The organism is Burkholderia orbicola, from assembly GCF_900100915.1.
Classification (GTDB): Bacteria; Pseudomonadota; Gammaproteobacteria; order Burkholderiales; family Burkholderiaceae; genus Burkholderia; species Burkholderia orbicola.
Genome location: NZ_FNKW01000001.1, coordinates 2,591,487 through 2,610,250, shown reverse-complemented (window position 1 = coordinate 2,610,250; position 18,764 = coordinate 2,591,487). Strand labels below are relative to the sequence as shown.

The 18,764-nt window shown below is 69.4% G+C and carries 22 protein-coding genes, 1 other RNA gene and 1 riboswitch; of the genes, 13 read left to right on the top strand and 10 right to left on the bottom strand.

Features of this window, described 5'->3' with window-relative positions; all coding sequences use genetic code 11:
• Complete coding sequence (locus BLS50_RS12490) at positions 1-1,815, bottom strand: autotransporter assembly complex protein TamA (RefSeq protein ID WP_074802337.1); 1,815 nt, start codon at positions 1,813-1,815, stop codon at positions 1-3.
• A gap of 249 nt (positions 1,816-2,064) precedes the next feature.
• Between BLS50_RS12490 and BLS50_RS12485 the strand changes: the two genes are divergently transcribed.
• The 4 genes from BLS50_RS12485 (at position 2,065) to panD (ending at position 4,664) form a co-directional block, all read left to right on the top strand.
• Positions 2,065-2,253: a DUF3460 family protein gene (locus BLS50_RS12485; RefSeq protein WP_006478107.1), complete on the top strand. Its 189-nt coding sequence runs from the start codon at positions 2,065-2,067 to the stop codon at positions 2,251-2,253.
• 4 nt (positions 2,254-2,257) lie between these two features.
• Positions 2,258-3,130: a segregation and condensation protein A gene (locus BLS50_RS12480; protein WP_006478106.1), complete on the top strand. Its 873-nt coding sequence runs from the start codon at positions 2,258-2,260 to the stop codon at positions 3,128-3,130.
• A 263-nt stretch (positions 3,131-3,393) separates the two neighbouring features.
• Complete coding sequence (gene panC / locus BLS50_RS12475) at positions 3,394-4,233, top strand: pantoate--beta-alanine ligase (protein WP_074802336.1); 840 nt, start codon at positions 3,394-3,396, stop codon at positions 4,231-4,233.
• A gap of 44 nt (positions 4,234-4,277) precedes the next feature.
• Entirely contained in the window at positions 4,278-4,664 is a 387-nt protein-coding gene (gene panD / locus BLS50_RS12470) for an aspartate 1-decarboxylase (protein WP_011545962.1), read from the top strand.
• A 141-nt stretch (positions 4,665-4,805) separates the two neighbouring features.
• Here the strand turns inward: panD and BLS50_RS12465 are convergent, their stop codons facing one another.
• The 4 genes from BLS50_RS12465 to BLS50_RS12455 all read right to left on the bottom strand — a co-directional run bounded on the left by BLS50_RS12465 (position 4,806) and on the right by BLS50_RS12455 (position 7,899).
• Positions 4,806-5,465 carry a ParA family protein gene (locus BLS50_RS12465; RefSeq protein ID WP_011545963.1) on the bottom strand — a complete coding sequence of 220 codons (660 nt, stop codon included), beginning with the start codon at positions 5,463-5,465 and terminating at the stop codon, positions 4,806-4,808.
• A 147-nt stretch (positions 5,466-5,612) separates the two neighbouring features.
• On the bottom strand, positions 5,613-6,026 hold the full coding sequence (locus tag BLS50_RS12460) for a DoxX family protein (protein ID WP_074802335.1): 414 nt from the start codon (positions 6,024-6,026) through the stop codon (positions 5,613-5,615).
• 147 nt (positions 6,027-6,173) lie between these two features.
• A complete protein-coding gene (locus BLS50_RS35910; RefSeq protein WP_164728347.1) occupies positions 6,174-6,311 on the bottom strand; it encodes a hypothetical protein in 138 nt (45 codons plus the stop codon).
• A 73-nt stretch (positions 6,312-6,384) separates the two neighbouring features.
• Positions 6,385-7,899 carry a cobyric acid synthase gene (locus BLS50_RS12455; protein WP_074802334.1) on the bottom strand — a complete coding sequence of 505 codons (1,515 nt, stop codon included), beginning with the start codon at positions 7,897-7,899 and terminating at the stop codon, positions 6,385-6,387.
• A gap of 74 nt (positions 7,900-7,973) precedes the next feature.
• Between BLS50_RS12455 and cobU the strand changes: the two genes are divergently transcribed.
• The 4 genes from cobU to BLS50_RS12435 are packed head-to-tail and all read left to right on the top strand — an operon-like array spanning position 7,974 to position 11,395.
• The gene (gene cobU / locus BLS50_RS12450) at positions 7,974-8,528 is read left to right on the top strand and encodes a bifunctional adenosylcobinamide kinase/adenosylcobinamide-phosphate guanylyltransferase (protein ID WP_074802333.1); all 555 of its coding nucleotides are present in this window, start codon (positions 7,974-7,976) and stop codon (positions 8,526-8,528) included.
• On the top strand, positions 8,522-9,466 hold the full coding sequence (gene cbiB, locus BLS50_RS12445) for an adenosylcobinamide-phosphate synthase CbiB (protein WP_074802332.1): 945 nt from the start codon (positions 8,522-8,524) through the stop codon (positions 9,464-9,466). Before cobU ends, cbiB begins: the two co-directional genes overlap by 7 nt.
• Positions 9,459-10,481, top strand: a complete 1,023-nt coding sequence (gene cobD / locus BLS50_RS12440; protein ID WP_074802331.1) for a threonine-phosphate decarboxylase CobD — start codon at positions 9,459-9,461, stop codon at positions 10,479-10,481. The genes cbiB and cobD overlap by 8 nt, the downstream gene beginning before the upstream one ends.
• The gene (locus tag BLS50_RS12435) at positions 10,478-11,395 is read left to right on the top strand and encodes a cobalamin-binding protein (protein WP_074802330.1); all 918 of its coding nucleotides are present in this window, start codon (positions 10,478-10,480) and stop codon (positions 11,393-11,395) included. Before cobD ends, BLS50_RS12435 begins: the two co-directional genes overlap by 4 nt.
• A 111-nt stretch (positions 11,396-11,506) precedes the next feature.
• On the opposite strand, the gene cobC is transcribed toward BLS50_RS12435, so the two are convergent.
• The 5 genes from cobC to BLS50_RS12410 form a co-directional block, all read right to left on the bottom strand.
• A complete protein-coding gene (gene cobC / locus BLS50_RS12430) occupies positions 11,507-12,094 on the bottom strand; it encodes an alpha-ribazole phosphatase (RefSeq protein WP_074802329.1) in 588 nt (195 codons plus the stop codon).
• Positions 12,079-12,831: an adenosylcobinamide-GDP ribazoletransferase gene (locus BLS50_RS12425; RefSeq protein ID WP_074802800.1), complete on the bottom strand. Its 753-nt coding sequence runs from the start codon at positions 12,829-12,831 to the stop codon at positions 12,079-12,081. The genes cobC and BLS50_RS12425 overlap by 16 nt, the downstream gene beginning before the upstream one ends.
• Before the next feature lie 13 nt (positions 12,832-12,844).
• Positions 12,845-13,900 carry a nicotinate-nucleotide--dimethylbenzimidazole phosphoribosyltransferase gene (cobT, locus tag BLS50_RS12420; RefSeq protein ID WP_074802328.1) on the bottom strand — a complete coding sequence of 352 codons (1,056 nt, stop codon included), beginning with the start codon at positions 13,898-13,900 and terminating at the stop codon, positions 12,845-12,847.
• A gap of 61 nt (positions 13,901-13,961) precedes the next feature.
• Positions 13,962-14,780 (bottom strand): ABC transporter ATP-binding protein, encoded by an 819-nt coding sequence (locus tag BLS50_RS12415; protein WP_074802327.1) that lies wholly within the window; start codon positions 14,778-14,780, stop codon positions 13,962-13,964.
• Entirely contained in the window at positions 14,777-15,892 is a 1,116-nt protein-coding gene (locus BLS50_RS12410; RefSeq protein WP_074802326.1) for a FecCD family ABC transporter permease, read from the bottom strand. The genes BLS50_RS12415 and BLS50_RS12410 overlap by 4 nt, the downstream gene beginning before the upstream one ends.
• 42 nt (positions 15,893-15,934) lie before the next feature.
• Positions 15,935-16,183: riboswitch (cobalamin riboswitch) on the bottom strand.
• Positions 16,184-16,337: 154 nt separating this feature from the next.
• Here BLS50_RS12410 and BLS50_RS12405 point away from each other — a divergent pair.
• The 5 genes from BLS50_RS12405 (at position 16,338) to BLS50_RS12385 (ending at position 18,715) form a co-directional block, all read left to right on the top strand.
• Positions 16,338-16,688, top strand: a complete 351-nt coding sequence (locus BLS50_RS12405) for an ATPase (RefSeq protein ID WP_006478092.1) — start codon at positions 16,338-16,340, stop codon at positions 16,686-16,688.
• Positions 16,685-16,999 carry a cell division protein ZapA gene (locus tag BLS50_RS12400; protein WP_006478091.1) on the top strand — a complete coding sequence of 105 codons (315 nt, stop codon included), beginning with the start codon at positions 16,685-16,687 and terminating at the stop codon, positions 16,997-16,999. Before BLS50_RS12405 ends, BLS50_RS12400 begins: the two co-directional genes overlap by 4 nt.
• A gap of 81 nt (positions 17,000-17,080) precedes the next feature.
• A non-coding RNA gene (gene ssrS / locus BLS50_RS12395) (6S RNA) lies at positions 17,081-17,262 on the top strand.
• 70 nt (positions 17,263-17,332) lie between these two features.
• A complete protein-coding gene (locus BLS50_RS12390; protein ID WP_027805245.1) occupies positions 17,333-17,794 on the top strand; it encodes an EVE domain-containing protein in 462 nt (153 codons plus the stop codon).
• A 180-nt stretch (positions 17,795-17,974) separates the two neighbouring features.
• Positions 17,975-18,715 (top strand): SIMPL domain-containing protein, encoded by a 741-nt coding sequence (locus tag BLS50_RS12385; RefSeq protein WP_011545975.1) that lies wholly within the window; start codon positions 17,975-17,977, stop codon positions 18,713-18,715.
• Positions 18,716-18,764 lie beyond the last annotated feature (49 nt).

Below are 18,764 nucleotides of genomic sequence, written 5' to 3'. Positions count from 1 at the left end.
TCAGAAAGCGATGCCGAGCGTCAGGTACGGGCGCACGCTGTGGTTGCGCAACCCGTACGCGACGTCGACGTTGATCGGGCCGACCGGGCTGCGCCAGCGAGCACCGACGCCCACGCCCGGGTAAAACACGCGCTCGCCCCATGCATCGGTCGCGGTGCCGATGTCGAAGAACGTCGCGGCGCCCCAGTCGCGGTTGAACCAGTGCTGGTATTCGGCCGTCCCCGTCATCAGGTACTTGGTCGGCAAAACGGAGCCGTCGACGCTGTTGCCGATGCTCTGGTAGCCGTAGCCGCGCACCGAGTTCGAGCCGCCGGCGCGGAACAGCAGCGACGCCGGCACGCCGGTCGAGCTGCCGCTCGTAAATACGCCGCCGAGTTCCGCGCGGAACACGAACAGGTCGCGCTTGCCGATCGGCAAATACTGCTGGCCGCGCGCGTAGCCGCGAATGAAGCTCTCGTCGGCCAGCACGCCCTTGACCGCGAAGCCGGCCTCCGCATGAATCAGGTTGCCCGAGCGCGGGAACAGCGGATCGTCGACGTTGCGGCGGGTCCACGCCCACTGCGGCACCAGCGCGCGGCTCGTGGTCGGCCCCGCGCCGTTCTGGTCGAGCCGATCCTGGTAGTACATCAGCGAATACGCATAGTCGATGAACTGGCCGGTGCGCGTGCGCTGCACGCCGACCCGCGCGCTGTAGATGCGCGTGTCCGACACGTTGGTGTTCGTGTACGACGCGAGCACGCTGTTGGTCCAGCCCTTCTCGCCCGGCGGCATCGACAGCTGGACCTGCCCGTACTGCTGGATCTGGTCGAGCCGGCCCGAGACCGTCAGCGGCCACGCGGCGCCGAACGTGTCGAGATACGTATAGGAACCCTGCACGTGCGGCCCGGTATCGGTGGCGAAGCCGACGCCGCCGCGGATGTTGTTGTACGGAAACTCGCTGACCTTCACGTGCACGGGCGTGCGCTCGGGCTTCGACGTATCGTCGCCGACGTCGATCGCGACGCTCGCGTAGTACGGCGTGTTCTGCAACTGGCGCTGCAATTCGGCGATCCGCTGCACGTCGTAGATCTCGCCTTCCGACAGCGGATTGACGTTCGTGACGATCTTTTCCGGATAACGGCGCACGCCGTCGACATCAACCTTGCCGATCGTGAACGTCGGGCCGCTGTCGAACGCGACCGCGAGCGTCGCACGCTGCGTGCGCGGATCGATGCGCGCCTCGGACGACACGATCTTCGCGCCGAGATAGCGGCGCGACTGCAGTTGCCGGAGCGCCGCGCCCTTCGCGTCGTCCCAGTCGGATTGCGTGAACGGATCGCCCGGCTTCATCGAGAACGCGAAGCGGGTCGCGGTTTCCTGCTTCGGGTCCTCGGTCTCGACCGGCCCCTTGAACGTCAGGTCGACCGTCGACACGACGGTCTGCTTGCCCGGATCGACCGCGATGCGCACGTCGCGCTTGCCGTCGCGGGTGCGCACGTCGGTGCGCACGACCGGCGAGAAATAGCCGGCCGTCGCGGTCAGGTCGCGCACCTGCTGCGGCGTGGCGGTCACGAGGAAGTCGAACTGGTCGTCGCTGATGTCGTCGCGCTTCGCGAAGCGGGCAATATCGAGATGGGTCTTCAGGAGCTTGCGGATCGAGCGCGGCGCGTCGATGTCGACGTCGTATTTCGCATGGGCCGGCAGCGCGAAACACGCGGCCAGGCAACCCGCGAGGGCCGCCCGCGCGACGCGGGCCGCGGCGCCGGCGCGATCGCGGGCCGCGCGCGGGCCCGCGTGATGCGCCGTGTGTGCTTGCTGGTTCGACTGCCCCGCCAAATATGACCTCGCCGTCCTGGATGGTTACGGTTTCGTGGAAAACCCTGTATTTGACCACAGGGCGCCGGCGTCACAGCCAAACGATTGTGAAAGAGTGCCAAGGCGCCGGAAGGGCCGCCGCGCGGTGTCCGCCGGTACCGGCCCGCGGATTCGACGCGCGATTGGCGCCGGCTGTTCCCCGCGATGCGGTAAAATCCCGCCATCGCGAATCCGGCGCACCGTGCGCCGCCCGAAACGGAAGATCCAGCCATGCCGTACCAGTCCGACGTCACGCAGTTCCTGAACCAACTCAAGCAGCAGAAGCCGACGCTCGAGGAAGAGCAGCGCAAGGGTCGTTCCCTGCTGTGGGACAAGCAGCCGATCGATCTCGAAGAGCGCGCCGAGCAGCAGGAATCGCGCGTGAAGCAAACGTCGTACGTCTACTACCAGAACTTCTGACGACGTGAGCGCCGCCGACGAGGCCAGCGCCGCCCGGCAGGACGACGCGATCGCCGCGCCCGCGGGCGCCGATTCGACGCCCGACACGGTCGACGGTGTCGCGGCGTTCGCTCGCCTGTACGGCGAGCCGCTGTTCAAGCTGCCGCAGGATCTCTACATCCCGCCCGACGCGCTCGAGGTGTTCCTCGAGACGTTCGAAGGCCCGCTCGACCTGCTGCTGTACCTGATCCGCAAGCAGAACTTCAACGTGCTCGACATCCCGATGGCGCAGGTCACCGCGCAATATCTGGGCTACGTCGACCAGATCCGCGCGTCGAACCTCGAGCTGGCGGCCGAGTACCTGCTGATGGCCGCGATGCTGATCGAGATCAAGTCGCGGATGCTGCTGCCGGTGAAGAAGGCCGACACCGGCGAGGAAGCCGAGGATCCGCGCGCCGAACTCGTGCGCCGGCTGCTCGAATACGAGCAGATGAAGCTCGCCGCGCAGCGGCTCGACCAGTTGCCGCAGCTCGGCCGCGATTTCCTGCGCGCCGAGGTGTACATCGAGCAAAGCGTCACGCCGCGCTTTCCCGACGTGAATTCGGACGACCTGCGCGCCGCGTGGGCCGACGTGCTCAAGCGCGCGAAGCTCGTGCAGCACCACAAGATCTCCCGCGAGGAGCTGTCGGTGCGCGAACACATGAGTCTGATCCTGCGCCGGCTGCAGAACGCGCGCTTCATGGAGTTCGCCGACCTGTTCGACACGTCGCGCGGCGTGCCGGTCGTCGTCGTGAATTTCATCGCGATGCTCGAACTCGCGCGCGAATCGCTGCTCGAAATCACGCAGGCCGAGCCGTTCGCGCCGATCTACGTGCGCCTCGCGTACCTGCCCGCATAAGGTCTTCCCTCAGCCGTTTCCCCGCTCCCCGGTACATCCCGACGTTCGCGGCTTCGCCGCGGCGGACGGCCGTCCGGCGGGGTGTCCGGCACGCCGCCCTATAAAGTGAACGATCGTTCTTTTATCGATGCGTCGCGCGGCCAAATCCTCTACAATCCGCCGACGTCCGATGCGCCGCCCGCGCGCCGGCGTTCTCCGTTTCGACCCCGACGCCGCTGCCGCGGCGTCAACGCGCGCCTGCGCGAGGAACCCGCTACCCGATCATGAAAGTCATCAGCTCGATCCAGGAACTGCGCGACCAGCTGCGCGGACAGAACCGCACGGCGTTCGTGCCGACGATGGGCAACCTGCACGAAGGGCACCTGTCGCTGATGCGCCTCGCGCGCCAGCACGGCGACCCGGTCGTGGCGAGCATCTTCGTCAACCGGCTGCAATTCGGCCCGAACGAGGATTTCGACAAGTACCCGCGCACGCTCCAGGACGATATCGAGAAGCTGCAGCAGAACAACGTATACGTGCTGTTCGCGCCGACCGAGCGCGACATGTACCCTGAGCCGCAGGAGTATCGCGTGCTGCCGCCGGACGATCTCGGCGGGATTCTCGAAGGCGAGTTCCGGCCCGGCTTCTTCGCCGGCGTGTGCACGGTCGTCACGAAGCTGATGTCCTGCGTGCAGCCGCGCGTCGCCGTGTTCGGCAAGAAGGATTACCAGCAGCTGATGATCGTGCGCCGGATGTGCCAGCAGCTCGCGCTGCCGGTCGAGATCATCGCGGCCGAGACCGTGCGCGACGAGGACGGCCTCGCGCTGTCGTCGCGCAACCGCTACCTGACGGCCGACGAGCGCAAGGAAGCGCCGGAACTGGCGAAAACGCTGCAGCGCGTGCGCGACAGCGTGCTAGGCGGCGAACGCGACCTCGGCAAGCTCGAGCAGCACGCGCACACGCACCTGGCCGAACGCGGCTGGGTGCCCGACTACATCGCGATCCGCCGCCGCGCGAACCTGATCGCGCCGAGCGCCGCCGAACTCGAAGCCGGCGAGCCGCTCGTCGTGCTCGCGGCCGCGAAGCTCGGCGCGACGCGCCTCATCGACAACCTGGAAATCTGACGGCCGGCCCGCCCGCGCCCCTCACGACGCATCACGGAGACACCATGCAGCGCCACATGCTCAAATCGAAGATCCACCGTGCGGCGGTCACGCACTGCGAACTGCACTACGAAGGTTCGTGCGCGATCGACGAAGACCTGCTCGAAGCGGCGGGCCTGATCGAGAACGAACGGATCGACATCTGGAACATCAACAACGGCGAGCGCTTCTCGACGTACGCGATCAAGGGCGAGCGCGGCAGCGGGATGATCTCGCTGAACGGCTCGGCCGCGCGCCGCGCGCAGCTCGGCGACCTCGTGATTATCGCGGCGTTCGCAATGGTCGACGAAGCCGAACTGCAGGCCGGCTGGAAGCCGAAGCTGGTGTTCATCGACGACGGCAACAAGATCAAGGGCCACCGCGATCACGTGCCGACGCAGAACTGGACGTAAGCCGAGCGGCACGCCCGCGCGCCGTGGCGCGGGCCGCCCGCGCGGCACCGCTTGCCGCCGAAGGGCCGGACACCGTACACCACGGTATCCGACCCTTTCTCATTGGGTGTCGCGCCGGCAAGACGGCCGGATGGCCGGCGCTCAGGAAGCCTTGGCGGCCTTCTCGGCCTTCGGCACGCGGCGCTCGGCCCATTCGACGATCGGCCGCCACTGCTCGAGATCCTTCTCGACCCGGCTTTTCGCGACGTCCCACAGCGTCAGGCCGTGCGCGGCGATCTGCACGTAGTTCTGCGTGTCGCGCACGTAGCCGAGCACCGGCAGGCCGAGCCCCTCGACGAACCGGTGCAACTGGTCGGACGAGCGCGTGCGCGCGTCGACCCGCATCCCGACGATGCCGACCTCGACGCTGCCCTTGCGCACGGCCTTCTCGCCGGCGAGGCGCTCCAGAAACTGCTGGGTCGCGAGAATATCGAACATCGACGGCTGCAGCGGCACGATCACCTTGTCGGCCAGTTGCAGCGCGACGTTGAGCCGTGTGCCGTGCAGGCCGGCCGGCGTATCGATCACCGCATATTCCAGCCCGCGCGGCGGCTTCGACGGCGCCTCCGGATCGAGTTCCCACGCCTCGATCGCCGGCAAGCCGGCCGGCCGCAGGTCGAGCCACGCATGCGCGGACTGCTGCCGGTCCAGGTCGGCCAGCGCGACCCATGCGCCCTGCGCCGCGAAATAGCCGGCTAGATTGGTGGACAGCGTGCTCTTCCCCACGCCGCCCTTCGGATTCGCCACCACGATGACCGTCATGAATTCCCCCGAAAAAGCCGCGCGGCGCCGGCCGCATGGCAGGCGCCGCTCGATTGCGGATACAGGGAGCGATGATATCGGCAAACGGGGGGTCACCGGAACCGGTCACGCCGAACCGCGTGCCGCTTTCGTCTGCTTTCCTTCACGTCATGCGCGCTGGACCGCGGCCTCCCGCATGCCGAGCGCGAACGCGCCGCCGCCCAGCAGGGCCTGCACGGCCAGCGTGACGGCCCAGAACGCCGGATATTCCCAACCGCCGTGCGGCGACGCGAAGCTCCAGCCGTTCGGCAGATGCGCGGCGACCGCGCCGAGCATGAACGGCAGCAGCACCAGCGCGGCGATACGCACGTGGAACCCCGCGAGCAGCGCCAGGCCGCCTGCCAGTTCGACGAACGTGGTCAGGTAGGCGAGCCAGCCCGGCAGGCCGATCGACGCGAAGAACTGCGCGGTGCCGGGCAGCGTGAAAACAAAGACCTTCTGTGCGACATGCGCAAGGTACAGCACGCCGAGGGCGACGCGCAGCAGCGTCGCGGCGAAATCGTTCAGGCGGTTGGCGTTCATGACGGAGTCCTTCGTGAGTGGATGGGAGTGGATCGCACTCTATTCGAATCGATTCGGCCGATAAACACGCCATACCGCTTAAATTGATTCCATCAAGGAACGAATTGACGCAAAAAAAGGCATGACCGATCATGCCCTGCATCCCGCTCAGTAACCGCTCTTGCCTTGCGTGGCGTCGCCGCCGGACTGGCCGCCGCCCGGCGCATACGAATCGCACGCATGCGCCACCGCCGACACGCCCAGCAGCACCGCGAGCAGTACGCCCCACCACCGTCGAGCCCTCATCGTCGCCCTCCTTCGGGCGGACCTCCGCCCTCCTCTGTTGTACGTGATCGGGCGGAAAAAGCGAGGGCCGGCCTCAACGAAACTCGGCGTACAGCGCGTCGAGGTCGAGGTGCTCGGCGAACGTGTCGGCCAGCCGTTCCAGCGAAGCCTCGCGCAGCGCCGGGTAGTCGATGCGGGCCGCGCCGTCGAGCCCCGCCCACGCGAGCAGCGCCGCGCAGGCGTCGGGCGCGTCGAACAACCCGTGCACGTAGGTCGCGAGAATCTGGCCGTCGGCCGACAGCGCGCCGTCAGGACGCACGCCATCCCGCACGCCGTCCCGCGCGGCATCGGCGGCCAGCATCAGCGCGGGCGCCGCGAGCGCCGGCCCGCGCGTGTCGCCCATGTGGATCTCGTAGCCGCGCACGGCGGCCGCGCCCGGCAGCGCGAGTTGCCCGGTCACGTTCTTCAGCGTCTTGTCGGGTTGAAGCGTCGTGTCGAAATCGAGCAGCCCGAGCCCCGGCACGCTGCCGGGCGCGCCTTCGAGGCCGAGCGGATCGTCGAGCGTGCGGCCGAGCATCTGCATGCCGCCGCAGATGCCGATCACCTTGCCGCCGTAGCGCAGATGGCGCCGGATCAGCGCGTCCCAGCCCGCATCGCGCAGCCACGCGAGGTCGCGCTGCACGCTCTTCGAACCGGGCAGGATCAGCAGATCGGCGTCGGGTACGGGGCCGCTCTTCCAGTACGTGAATTCGACCTGCGGATGCGCGCGCAGCGGATCGAAATCGGTGTGGTTGCTGATGCGCGGCAGCGCGGGCACGACGACGCGCAACACGCCGGCATCGCTGCGAGCGGCGGCGCTGCGCGCCTGCGCGGGCAGCATGTCCTCCGCGTCGAGCAGCAGCCCGTGCAGATACGGCAGCACGCCGAACACCGGCTTGTCCGTCTGCGCGCGCAGCCAGTCGAGTCCCGGTTCGAGCAGCTTGAGGTCGCCGCGAAAGCGATTGATCACGAAGCCGCGCACGCGCGCGCGCTCGCTGTCCGACAGGCACGCGAGCGTGCCAACCAGATGCGCGAATACGCCGCCGCGATCGATGTCGGCGACGAGCACGACCGGGCAGTCGACGCGCTCGGCAAAGCCCATGTTCGCGATGTCGCCTTCGCGCAGGTTGATCTCGGCCGGGCTGCCGGCGCCTTCGACGATCACCGTGTCGTACCCGGCGCGCAGGCGCGCATACGATTCGAGCACCGCATCGAACGCGACCGGCTTGTAGTCGTGATACGCGCGCGCATCGAGGTTCATGCGCGCCTGGCCGTGAATGATCACCTGCGCGCCGCGGTCGCTCGTCGGCTTCAGCAGCACCGGATTGAAATCCGTATGCGGCGCGACGCCGGCGGCCAGCGCCTGCAACGCCTGCGCGCGGCCGATCTCGCCGCCGTCTATCGTCACCGCGCTGTTGAGCGCCATGTTCTGCGGCTTGAACGGCGCCACGCGCGCGCCGCCGCGGCGCGCGAGGCGGCACAGGCCCGCGACGAGCGTGCTCTTGCCCGCGTCGGACGTCGTGCCCTGGATCATCAGCGTGCCGCGCGGCCGCGGCTCGGGTGCATTCATCGTGTGAAAGGTGTCGCGAAGCAAAGGCGGCATTATCGCCCGCGGCGGGCCGCCCGCGCCGTTACAATCACGCGATGATTCCGCACGACCTCACCTTCGTCCTCGGCGGCGCGCGCTCGGGCAAGAGCGCGCATGCCGAGCGGCTCGCCGCCGACAGCGGCCGCCCCGTCACCTACATCGCGACCGCGACCGCCGCCGATGCCGAATTCGCGCAGCGCATCGCGCATCACCGCGCACGCCGGCCGGCCGACTGGGGGTTCGCCGACGCGAGCGTCGATCTCCCGGGCACGCTCGCGCGGCTCGACGATCCGCACGCGTGCCTGCTCGTCGACTGCCTGACGCTGTGGCTCACCAACCTGCTGTGCCCCGCCGACGGCGAACCGCTCGACGATGCGCAGTACGCGGCGCAGGTCGAGCGGCTCGAACATGCACTGTGCGTCGCACGCGCGAAGGTGATCGTCGTCAGCAACGAGATCGGGCTCGGCGTCGTGCCGCTCGGGTCGGTCACGCGCCGCTACGTCGACGAACTCGGGCGCCTGAACCAGCGCGTCGCCGCGCTCGCGACGCGCGTCACGCTGCTGGTTGCCGGGCTGCCGCTCGACCTCAAGGCGGGCGCGCCGTCATGCTGATGCTGTCGCTGCCCGTCGTCGCGATGCTCGCGGTCGCGGCCGCGCTCGTCGACCGCGCGATCGGCGAGCCGGCCGGCTGGCATCCGCTCGTCGCGTTCGGTCGCTTGGCCGCACGCATCGAAGCCGCGCTGAACACGGGCCGGCGCGGCCGCGTGATCGGCGTCGCCGCGTGGCTCGCGGCGGTCGTGCCGCCGGTGGCCGTCGCGGCATGGCTCGTCGCCGTGCTGCCCTGGCCGTTCGCCGCAGCGCTGCACGTCGCGCTGCTGTGGTTCGCGCTCGGCGCGAAGAGCCTCGCCGACCACGTCGCGCCGATCGCCGCCGCGCTGCTGCGGCGCGACCTCGACGCGGCGCGCACGCTGACCGCGCGCATCGTGTCGCGCGACACGAGCCAGGCCGACGAAGGGGCGCTGTCGCGCGCGGCCGTCGAATCGGCGCTCGAGAACGGCAACGACGCGATCTTCGGCGCGCTCTTCTGGTTCGTCGTCGCGGGCGGCCCCGGCGCGCTGCTGTTCCGGCTCGCGAACACGCTCGACGCGATGTGGGGCTACCGCACGCCGCGCTTCCTGACCTTCGGCTGGGCCGCCGCGCGCATCGACGACGCGCTGAACTGGATTCCCGCGCGCCTCACGGCCGCCAGCTACGCGCTGCTCGGCGACACGGCCGCCGCATGGCGCTGCTGGCGCACGCAGGCGCGCCACTGGGATAGCCCGAACGCGGGCCCCGTGATGGCCGCGGGCGCCGGCAGCCTGAACGTGCAGCTCGGTGGCCCGGCCGTCTATCACGGCGAAATCGAGGATCGCCCGGTGCTCGGCGCCGGGGCCACGGCCACCGCCCTTCACATCGTCGCCGCCCTGTCGCTGGTCACGCGCACGCTCGCGCTGTGGCTCGCGCTGCTGGTCGCGGGCGGCGCACTCGTCATGGCCACCCATCATGTCTGATTCATCCATCGCGCACGGCGGCAACCTGCATGAAGCCGCCCGCCGCCACGGCATTCCGTACGACGCGTGGCTCGACCTGTCGACCGGCATCAATCCGGTCGGCTACCCGGTGCCGCCCGTGCCGGCCGATGCATGGCGCCGGCTGCCCGACGACGGCGACAGTCTCGCGGCCTGTGCTGCGCAGTACTACCACGCGCCCGATCCTGCACACGTGCTGCCGGTTGCCGGCAGCCAGGCCGCGATCCGCGCGTTGCCCGCGTTGCTGCCGGCCGGCGACGCCGGCGTCGCGGCGCTCGCGTACGGCGAATACGGGCCCGCGTTCGCGCGCCACGGCCATCGCGTCGTCGCACTCGATATCCACGCCGACACGCTGCCCGCGACGCTGCGCCACGTCATCGTCGGGAATCCGAATAATCCGACGGCCGAGTGCGTGCCGACCGCGCGCCTGCTCGGCTGGCATGCGCAACTGGCGGCACGCGGCGGCACGCTGATCGTCGACGAAGCGTTCGCCGATACGGGCGCCGCGCCCTCGCTCGCGCCGCGGGTCGATCGTCCGGGGCTCGTCGTGCTGCGCTCGGTCGGCAAGTTCTTCGGGCTTGCCGGCATTCGCGCGGGCTTCGTGCTCACGCATCCCGCGCTGATCGCCGCGCTGCGCGACACGCTCGGCGCGTGGACGGTCGGCGGCCCCGCGCGCCACGCGGTCGCCGCGGCGTTCGCCGATCGCGCGTGGCAAGCTGCCGCCCGTGAGCGGCTCGCGGCCGACGGCGAGCGATTGGCCGCGCTGCTGCGCGCGCACGGCTTCGCGGTTCGCGCGACGCCGCTGTTCAGCTGGAGCGATGACCCGCGCGCCTCCGCGCTGCATGCCGCGCTCGCGGCGCGCGGGATCTGGACGCGGTACTTCCCGACGCCGTCGAGCGTACGCATCGGCCTGCCGCCGGCGAGCGAAGCCGAATGGCAGCGCCTCGGCGACGCGCTCGCGCATTGCGTGCCGCTGCTGCAGCGGGCCTCGGCATGAGTCCGCGCGTGTTCAGCCGGCTCGTGCCGGCCGCGCTGCTGGCCGCGCTCGCTCACGCACCGCTCGTCCACGCCGACGTCACGACCCGTGACGACACCGGCAATACGGTCACGCTGCCGGCGCCTGCCCAGCGCGTGATCAGCCTCGCGCCGCACGCGACCGAGCTCGTCTATGCAGCCGGCGGCGGCGCGAAGCTCGTCGGCACCGTCACGTACAGCGACTATCCGGCCGCCGCGCAAGCGGTGCCGCGCGTCGGCGACAACAAGGCGCTCGATCTCGAACGCATCGCCGCGCTGCAGCCCGACCTGATCGTCGTGTGGCGGCACGGCAACGCCGAGCGGCAGACCGACGCGCTGCGCGCGCTGCACATTCCGCTGTTCTTCAGCGAACCGAAGCATCTCGACGACGTGTCGTCGTCGTTGCGCCGGCTCGGCACGCTGCTCGGCACGCAACCGACTGCCGATGCCGCCGCGGCCGCCTTTACCCGAGACATCGCGACACTGCGCGCACGCTACGCGGCACGCCCGCCCGTCACGATGTTCTTCCAGGTGTGGGACCGCCCGCTGACGACGCTCAACGGCACGCATCTGATCAACGAAGTATTCGAGCTCTGCGGTGGCCGCAACGTATTCGCGTCGCTCAAGCCGCTCGCGCCGACCGTGACCGACGAGGCCGTGCTCGCGGCGAATCCGGAAGCGATCGTGACGACGAGTGCCGGCGCGACCCGTTCGAACGAACCGCTGCCGAGCCTCGCGCGCTGGCGTGCATGGCCCGCGCTGACGGCCGTGGCGCGCAACAACCTGTTCGCGATCGACGGCGATCTGCTGACACGGCCGTCGCCGCGCATCGCGCAGGGCGCGGCCGCGCTGTGCGAGGATCTGGATGCCGCGCGTGCGCGGCGGCCGGTGCGCTGATTTCCGGTGCGGCGGCTCGCGCGTTCATCGCGCATCGATGCCGGATGCGTCCGGCGCCCGAGCGCAGATCGATCCGTGTGCCGCGTCGTTCACCTTCAGACGCAAGTGCACCTATGCGTCCCAGTGCACGACTTCCCATGTGCGCGTGTCGTCGTCGTCCGTGCGCAGCCACACCGCCCCGCCCGTCGGCACCGGCCGCGACAGCAGCGTATCGAGCGGCACGCGCAACACATGCGACGCGAATGCGCGGACCACACCCGCATGCGTGACGACCCATTGCGGGCCGTCGCACTCCGCAAGCACATCGGCCTGCCGCGCGACCCGCGCGACGAATCGCGCGACGCTTTCCCCACCGTGCGCGCACGCGTGCATCAGGTCGGCCGCCCATGCATCGAGCGCCGCGCGGTCGATATCGTCCCAGCGCTGCATTTCCCACGCACCGAAATCCATTTCCTGCCAGTCGGCATCGCGCCGCAACGGCACGTCGAAAGCCCGCGCGAGCCGTTCGGCAACCGATGTGCAGCGCGTCAGCGGGCTCGTCCAGACCTGCTCGGGTAACGGCGCACCGAGTTCCGCCAGATGCGCACGCACGGCCTGCGCACCGCCATCGGCCGAATCGGCGAGCGGCACGTCGCTGCGCCCGTAGCAGACACCCGGCTCGATGCCGACGGCCGGATGACGGATCAGGACGATGTCCATCCGAGCACCACCAGATAGATCGTCAGTTCGCCCAGTTGCTGCGCGAAGCCGAGACAGTCGCCCGTATAACCGCCGATCCGCTTCACGAAATAGCGGGCGAGCCACGCACGCACCAGTAAGAGCGCCACGCACGCGGCAACGCCCATGCGCCAGTCCGGCCAGAACAGCCACGGCAATCCGAACCCCGCCGCGATGCACGCCGCGCGTGCGCCCATCCGCTGCGCAACCGGCTTCGCCTTGCCTTCGGGCCGCACGTAGTCGAGCGACATCAGCAGGCTCACGGCCATCGCGCGGCTCGCCGCATGCGCGACGATCATCGTCCATGCGGCGCGCAGCGGCAGCATCGCCGCCAGCGCCTGCCATTTCAGGCCGAGCGCGATCACGAGCGCGACCGCGCCGAACGTGCCGATCCGCGAATCGTGCATGATGCGCAGCACGTCGTCGCGCGTGTAGCCGCCGCCAAACGCATCGCAGCTGTCGGCGAGGCCGTCTTCGTGGAAAGCGCCGGTCGCGAGCAGCGTCGCGGCCATCGACAGCCCGACCGCGATCGACGCGGGCAGTACGCGCAGTGCGACGAGATAGACGAGCGCGCCCCATGCGCCCACGCAGGCGCCGACGAGCGGGAAATAGCGCGCGGCCTGGTCGAGATCGCCGGCCGTGTAGCCGATCGAGCGCGGCACGGGCACGCGCGTGAAATAGCCGAGCGCGACGAAGAAGTAACGCAGTTCGGCCCGCATGCCGCGCGCGCGCTCAGGCGTCACGATTGTCGACGCCGGCGGACTCGAAGCTCGCCATCTCGCTGAGGAACGCAGCCGCCGCGCGCACCAGCGGCAGCGCGAGCGCGGCGCCCGTGCCTTCGCCGAGGCGCAGGTCAAGCGCGAGCAGCGGTTTCGCGCCGAAATGCTCGAGCATGCGTCGGTGCCCGGCCTCGTGCGACGTATGCGAGAACACGCAGTAGTCGCGCACGCCGGGCGCGATGCGCTCGGCGACGAGCAGCGCGGCGGTCGCGATGAAGCCGTCGACGAGGATCGTCATCCGCTCGCTCGCGGCCGCGAGGTACGCGCCCGTCATCATCGCGATCTCGAAGCCGCCGAACATCGCGAGCACGTCGAGCGGCGCGATCGCATGCGAGTGCTTGACGAGCGCGCGGCCGAGCACCGCGCGCTTGTGCGCGAGGCCCTGATCGTCGAGGCCCGTGCCGCGGCCGACGCAGGCGTCGATCGGCACGTCGAGCAGGCGGCTCATCAGGCACGCGGCCGACGACGTGTTTGCGATCCCCATCTCGCCGAAACCGATCACGTTCGTGCCGAGCGACGCGTGCAGGCGTACCCGCGCCGCGCCGGCGGCCAGCGCCGTCATCGCTTCTTCACGGGTCATCGCCGGCTCCGTCGCGAAGTTGCGCGTGCCGCGCGCGACCGGCAGCGACACCAGCCGGTCCGACAGCGGCAGCGGCGACGCGACGCCCGCATCGACGATCTCGAGCGTGCTCTGCGCGACACCCGAGAACGCATTGATCGCCGCACCGCCGGCCAGGAAGTTCGCGACCATCTGTGCGGTCACCGCCTGCGGATAAGGACTGACGCCCTCGGCCGCGATTCCGTGATCGCCCGCGAACACGATCGTCACGGGACGCTGCACGACCGGTCGCTCGCTTAGCTGGATCAGGCCGATCTGCAGCGCGAGCGCTTCGAGCTGGCCGAGACTGCCGGGCGGCTTGGTCTTGTGGTCGATCACATGTTGCAGGCGCTTGCGCAGCGCGTCGTCGAGCGGCGCGATCTCGGGCGGGAATGGGGTGGGAGTCGTCATCGAGGAGCCGGGTCGTGGGCGCGGCTGGCGCCGCGCATCGAAAAAATCGGAACAGGAAAGGTCATTGTCGCGCAGGCCATGCCGGCAGCAGCGCATCGCGGCCGTTCTCGCGGATCAGCACGAGCGGATAGCCGAACGCGTCGCTCGCGCGCTCGGGCGTCAACACGTCGTGCACGAGGCCGGCCGACGCATGGCCACGGCCGTCGAGCAATAGCGCATGCGTCGCGAAGCGCCGCGCAAGATTCAGGTCGTGACACGAAAACAATATCGTGCGCGGGGCTGCCGCGAGCCAGGCGGCCAGCGCAGTGAGGCAATCGATCTGGTGATGCAGGTCGAGATGCGCGAGCGGTTCGTCGAGCAGCATCAGCGGCGCATCCTGACACAGCGTCGCGGCCAGCGCGACCCGCTGCCGCTCGCCGCCCGACAGCGACATCACGTCGCGCGACGCGAGCGGGCTCAGGTCGAACGTCGCGAGTGCAGCGCGCGCGGCCGTGCGGTCGTCGTCGCGCTCCCAGCCCCAGCCGCCGAGATACGGAAAGCGGTTGAGCAGCACCGTGTCGAACACGGTCGCGCTGAACGCATCGTGCAATTGCTGCGGCATCAGCGCGCGGCGCCGCGCGAGTGGCTCGGGGCGCCACGCGGCAAGCGGGCGGCCGTCGATCTCGACGTGTCCGCCGGCCGGCGGCTGCAATCCCGCGAGCGTGGCGAGCAGCGTCGTCTTGCCCGCGCCGTTCGGCCCGGCGACGCACCAGATCTCGCCGGGGCGGAACGCCTGCGTGAAGCGGTCGAGCAACGTGCGCGCGCCGGCCTTCAGCGTCAGGTCGACGGCCCTGTAGTGCAGATCGCCGGCGGCTGCGTTCGGTGCCGCGGTGCCCGTCATCGCATCGGCCTCCTCAGCAACATCCACAGGAACACCGGCACGCCGATCAACGCGGTCATCACGCCGACCGGCAATTGCGCGGGCGCGATCGCGGTACGCGCGAGCAGGTCGGCCGCCATCACGCCGCCCCCGCCCGCGAGCATCGCGGCCGGCAGCAGCATCCGCTGGTCGTTACCGAATGCGAGCCGCAACGCATGCGGCACGACGAGCCCGACGAAGCCGATCGTCCCGGCCGTCGTCACGGCAGCCGCGGCGGCCAGCGACGCGACGAGATAGATCCGCACGCGCAGGCGCGCGACCGGCACGCCGAGCGCCTGCGCGGTCGCGTCGCCGCGCAGCAGCACGTTCAGTTGCGGTGCGACCGGCAGCGCGACGCCTGCGCTCAGCAGCAGCGCGCCCCACGCGAACCACGGCGCCGTCGCGCCGTTCAGGTCGCCCGTCAGCCAGAAGATGATGCCGCGCAGCCGCGCGTCGGGCGCGAGCGACAGCAACAGCGTGACGAGCGCGCCCCACCCCGCCGCGATCACGACGCCGGTGAGCAGCAGCCGCGGCGACGCGTCGCGCGATTCGCCCCGCCACAGCTCGCGCCGCGCGAGACCGAGCACCAGCGCGACCGATACGAGCGAACCCGCGAACGCGGATGCGTCGACGAGCCACCATGCGCCGCCCGCGATCATCGCGACGAGCGCGAAACCGGCCGCGCCGCCGGACACGCCCAGCACGTACGGCTCCGCGAGCGGATTGCGCAGCAGCACCTGCAACAACGCGCCGGCCAGCGCGAGCAGCGCGCCGCACGCGAAACCCGCGAGCGCGCGCGGCAGGCGCAGCGTCCGGACGATGTCGGCAAACAGGGTGTCGCCGCCGTGCGGCGCGAGGGATGCGAGCGCCTGCCACGGCGACATCGGCACGCTGCCGATCGACAGCGACGCGACGAACAGCAGCGCGACCAACGCGGCCAGCGCGGCCCAGATGACGGTGGCGCGTGCGGCGCTCATGCCGCGCACGGCCGCGCGCACGACGCGCGGCGCATCCGCTTGCGGCAGCCGGCCGGGCGCGACAGGGGCGCGTGGCGGACGATTGGGGTCGGCATCGAAGAACGTTCCGTGAAACATTGCGCGCCCTGCTTCCCCGCAGGTCGCGCGTCATGAAGCCCGTGCGGGCTCCCCGTCTCGGCCGGTATCCGGGCTGGCGGCGGTCCGGCTCGCCTTCCCGCGCGATGACGCGCAGTGGCCCGCGCCCGCCTGCGACCAGCACGCGAAACGCGCCCGAGCCGGCCTGCGTCACACGACGCGGCCGCTTACCGTTGCGGGGGCAGCGCAGGTTGGCACGCTCGTGGAGCCCGCACCCTGCTTCCCGTTTAACCGCGCGTCCTGCGCGCGAGCACCGAGGCGGCGCCAGTTTAGGAGGCGGTCGCGCGAGCGTCAAGGAAGCGTCCGGCGCGGCGCGGGACACGCCTATTCGCGGCAAGAAGCCGGGGTGTTACGACTGGAAACGTTACAGATGTCGGATTGCGCGTTATTCCGCGCTAAAATGCTGGGTCTTTAGAGGACGCAGCAAATGCTCAACGAACTCGAAACCCTATCTCAAAATATTGGCCGTCTGATTTCGCTGAACAAGCGCTATCACTCGGAACGGCTCGCGCTCGAGGAGCAGGTCGCGCAATTGCGCGCGGAAGCGGACACGGTCCGCGCGGAACTCGCGCAGCTGCGCGACGAACGCAATGCGCTCGCGGCCGAGCGCGACACGCTGTCGGCGAAGATCGACGACGCCCAGGTGAAACTGAACGCGATTCTCGAAAAGCTGCCGCGCTCGAAGAGCGCGGAGCAAGCCGACAACCAGCTCGACCTGCTCGATGCGCAGGCGCGCACGGATGGCGATGACGCGGCCAGCCACGGAGAACATGCATGAGCACCAAGCAGATCGAAGTCTCGATTCTCGGTCAGCCCTATCGGCTCGCCTGTTCGGCCGAGACCGAAGCGGCGCTGCTCGAAGCGGTCGCACGCGTCGACGCCGAAATGTCGAAAATCCGCTCGAACAGCTCGGTGCGCGGCACCGATCGCATCGCGGTGATGGCGGCGCTGTCGCTTGCATCGGAATTGCTGCGACTGCAAACGAGCGTGCGGCACGGTGAAGCATTTCCGGCCGAGGAAATCCGTCGTACAATGCACCAGATGAACGAACAGCTCGGCGCGGTGCTCGCACAGCACGAGACGCAGTAACGTTTCAAACGATACGTCGATTCCGCTTGATCTCGACGATCAACGGTGGTCAAATTGGCGCATCGAAACACAGTTCAGTCAGCTTCCCTGCCTGGTTCGCCAAGGTCATATATTCCTTGAACCAATGCCATGTGCACGGTTGCGGAAATTTGTAGCACGGGCGCGCGCGTCACTCTGTCTGATGTACCCGAAGTGCTGCTAACTGCGACCAATTCTGAACCTCAGGTTCAGGATGCCGGCCTAGCGGCCAAGGCGGGGGCCTATCCAACGGCATCGGGCAACGCCCGGTGCCGTTTTCTTTTGTAGCGGCCTTTTTCTGCGTCGATCACGACCATGCAATACTGGCTGATGAAGTCCGAACCGGACGAAGCGAGCATCGACGATCTCGCCAACGCACCGCAGCGCTCGCTGCCGTGGACCGGCGTGCGCAACTATCAGGCGCGCAATTTCATGCGCGACACGATGAAGATCGGCGACGGCGTGCTGTTCTATCACTCCAGCTGCCCCGAGCCGGGCATCGCGGGCCTCGCCGAAGTATCGTCGACGCCCTACCCCGATCCCACGCAGTTCGATCCGAAAAGCCCCTATTACGACCCGAAATCGACGCAGGAAGCGCCACGCTGGCTGCTCGTCGACGTGCGCTTCGTGAAGAAGTCGACGCTCGTGCCGCTCGCCGCGCTGCGCGAACACGACGAGCTCGCCGACATGCGCGTGCTCGCGCGCGGCAACCGGCTGTCGATCACGCCCGTCACGCGTGCGGAATGGCGATTCATCACCGAAAAGTTGATGAAGTAGGCGCGCGCCAAACGTCAAATCCGGTCAGTACGCGTTGCCGCAACGGAACTCGCGGAGCGTTCGCGCAGCCTAAGCAACCGCTGTCGGCCAATCGGGCCGGCTGTCGTTTTTTCGTCGCGCGGTACGCCCGCGTCGCGCACGCGTGATCCGCGTGCGCGCCCTCGCACAAGGAGTCCAACAATGACCAAGAAATCCGCACTCGCGCTGTCGCTCGCCCTCGCCGCCGCCGTTCCCGTCGCGCTGACGCTCGCGTCGCCCGCCGCGCACGCGCAGGCGGCGAACCCGCACTTTCCGGAGCCGGCGGGCGTGCTGTCGCTTTCGTCGCAGGCCAGTGCCGACGTGCCGCAGGACATCATCCACATCACGCTGTTCTACGAGCAGCAGGCCAAGGACCCGGGCAGCCTCACCGCGCAGTTGAACCAGCGCGCGGATGCGGCGCTGTCGCAGGCGAAGGGCGTGTCGGGCGTCACCGCGCACACGGGCGCGTTCTCCGTGTATCCGAGCACCGATCGCGACGGCAAGATCTCCGCATGGCGCGGCCGCACCGAGGTCGCGCTCGAGTCGCGCGATTTCGCTGCGGCGTCGAAGCTGGCGGGCCAGTTGTCGAACCTGATGCAGGTCGCGAACGTCGAATTCTCGCTGTCGCCGGAAGCGCAGCGCACGGCCGAGCAGAAGCTCACGACCGAAGCGATCAAGTCGTTCCGCGCCCGCGCGGACGAAGCCGCGAAGGCGTTCGGCTACAGCAGCTACACGATCCGCGACGTGAACGTCGGCAGCGGCCGCAACGTGCAGCCGTACCCGCGCATGATGGCGATGGCCGCGGCGCCGATGGACAGCGCGAAGATGAGCGCGCCGATCGCGGTCGAAGGCGGCAAGGCCACCGTGTCGGTCACCGTCAACGGCTCGGTGCAGATGAAGTAACGCGCAGCACGCAGTCGTCGGAAACGAAAAACGCCGGCCCGAGGGCCGG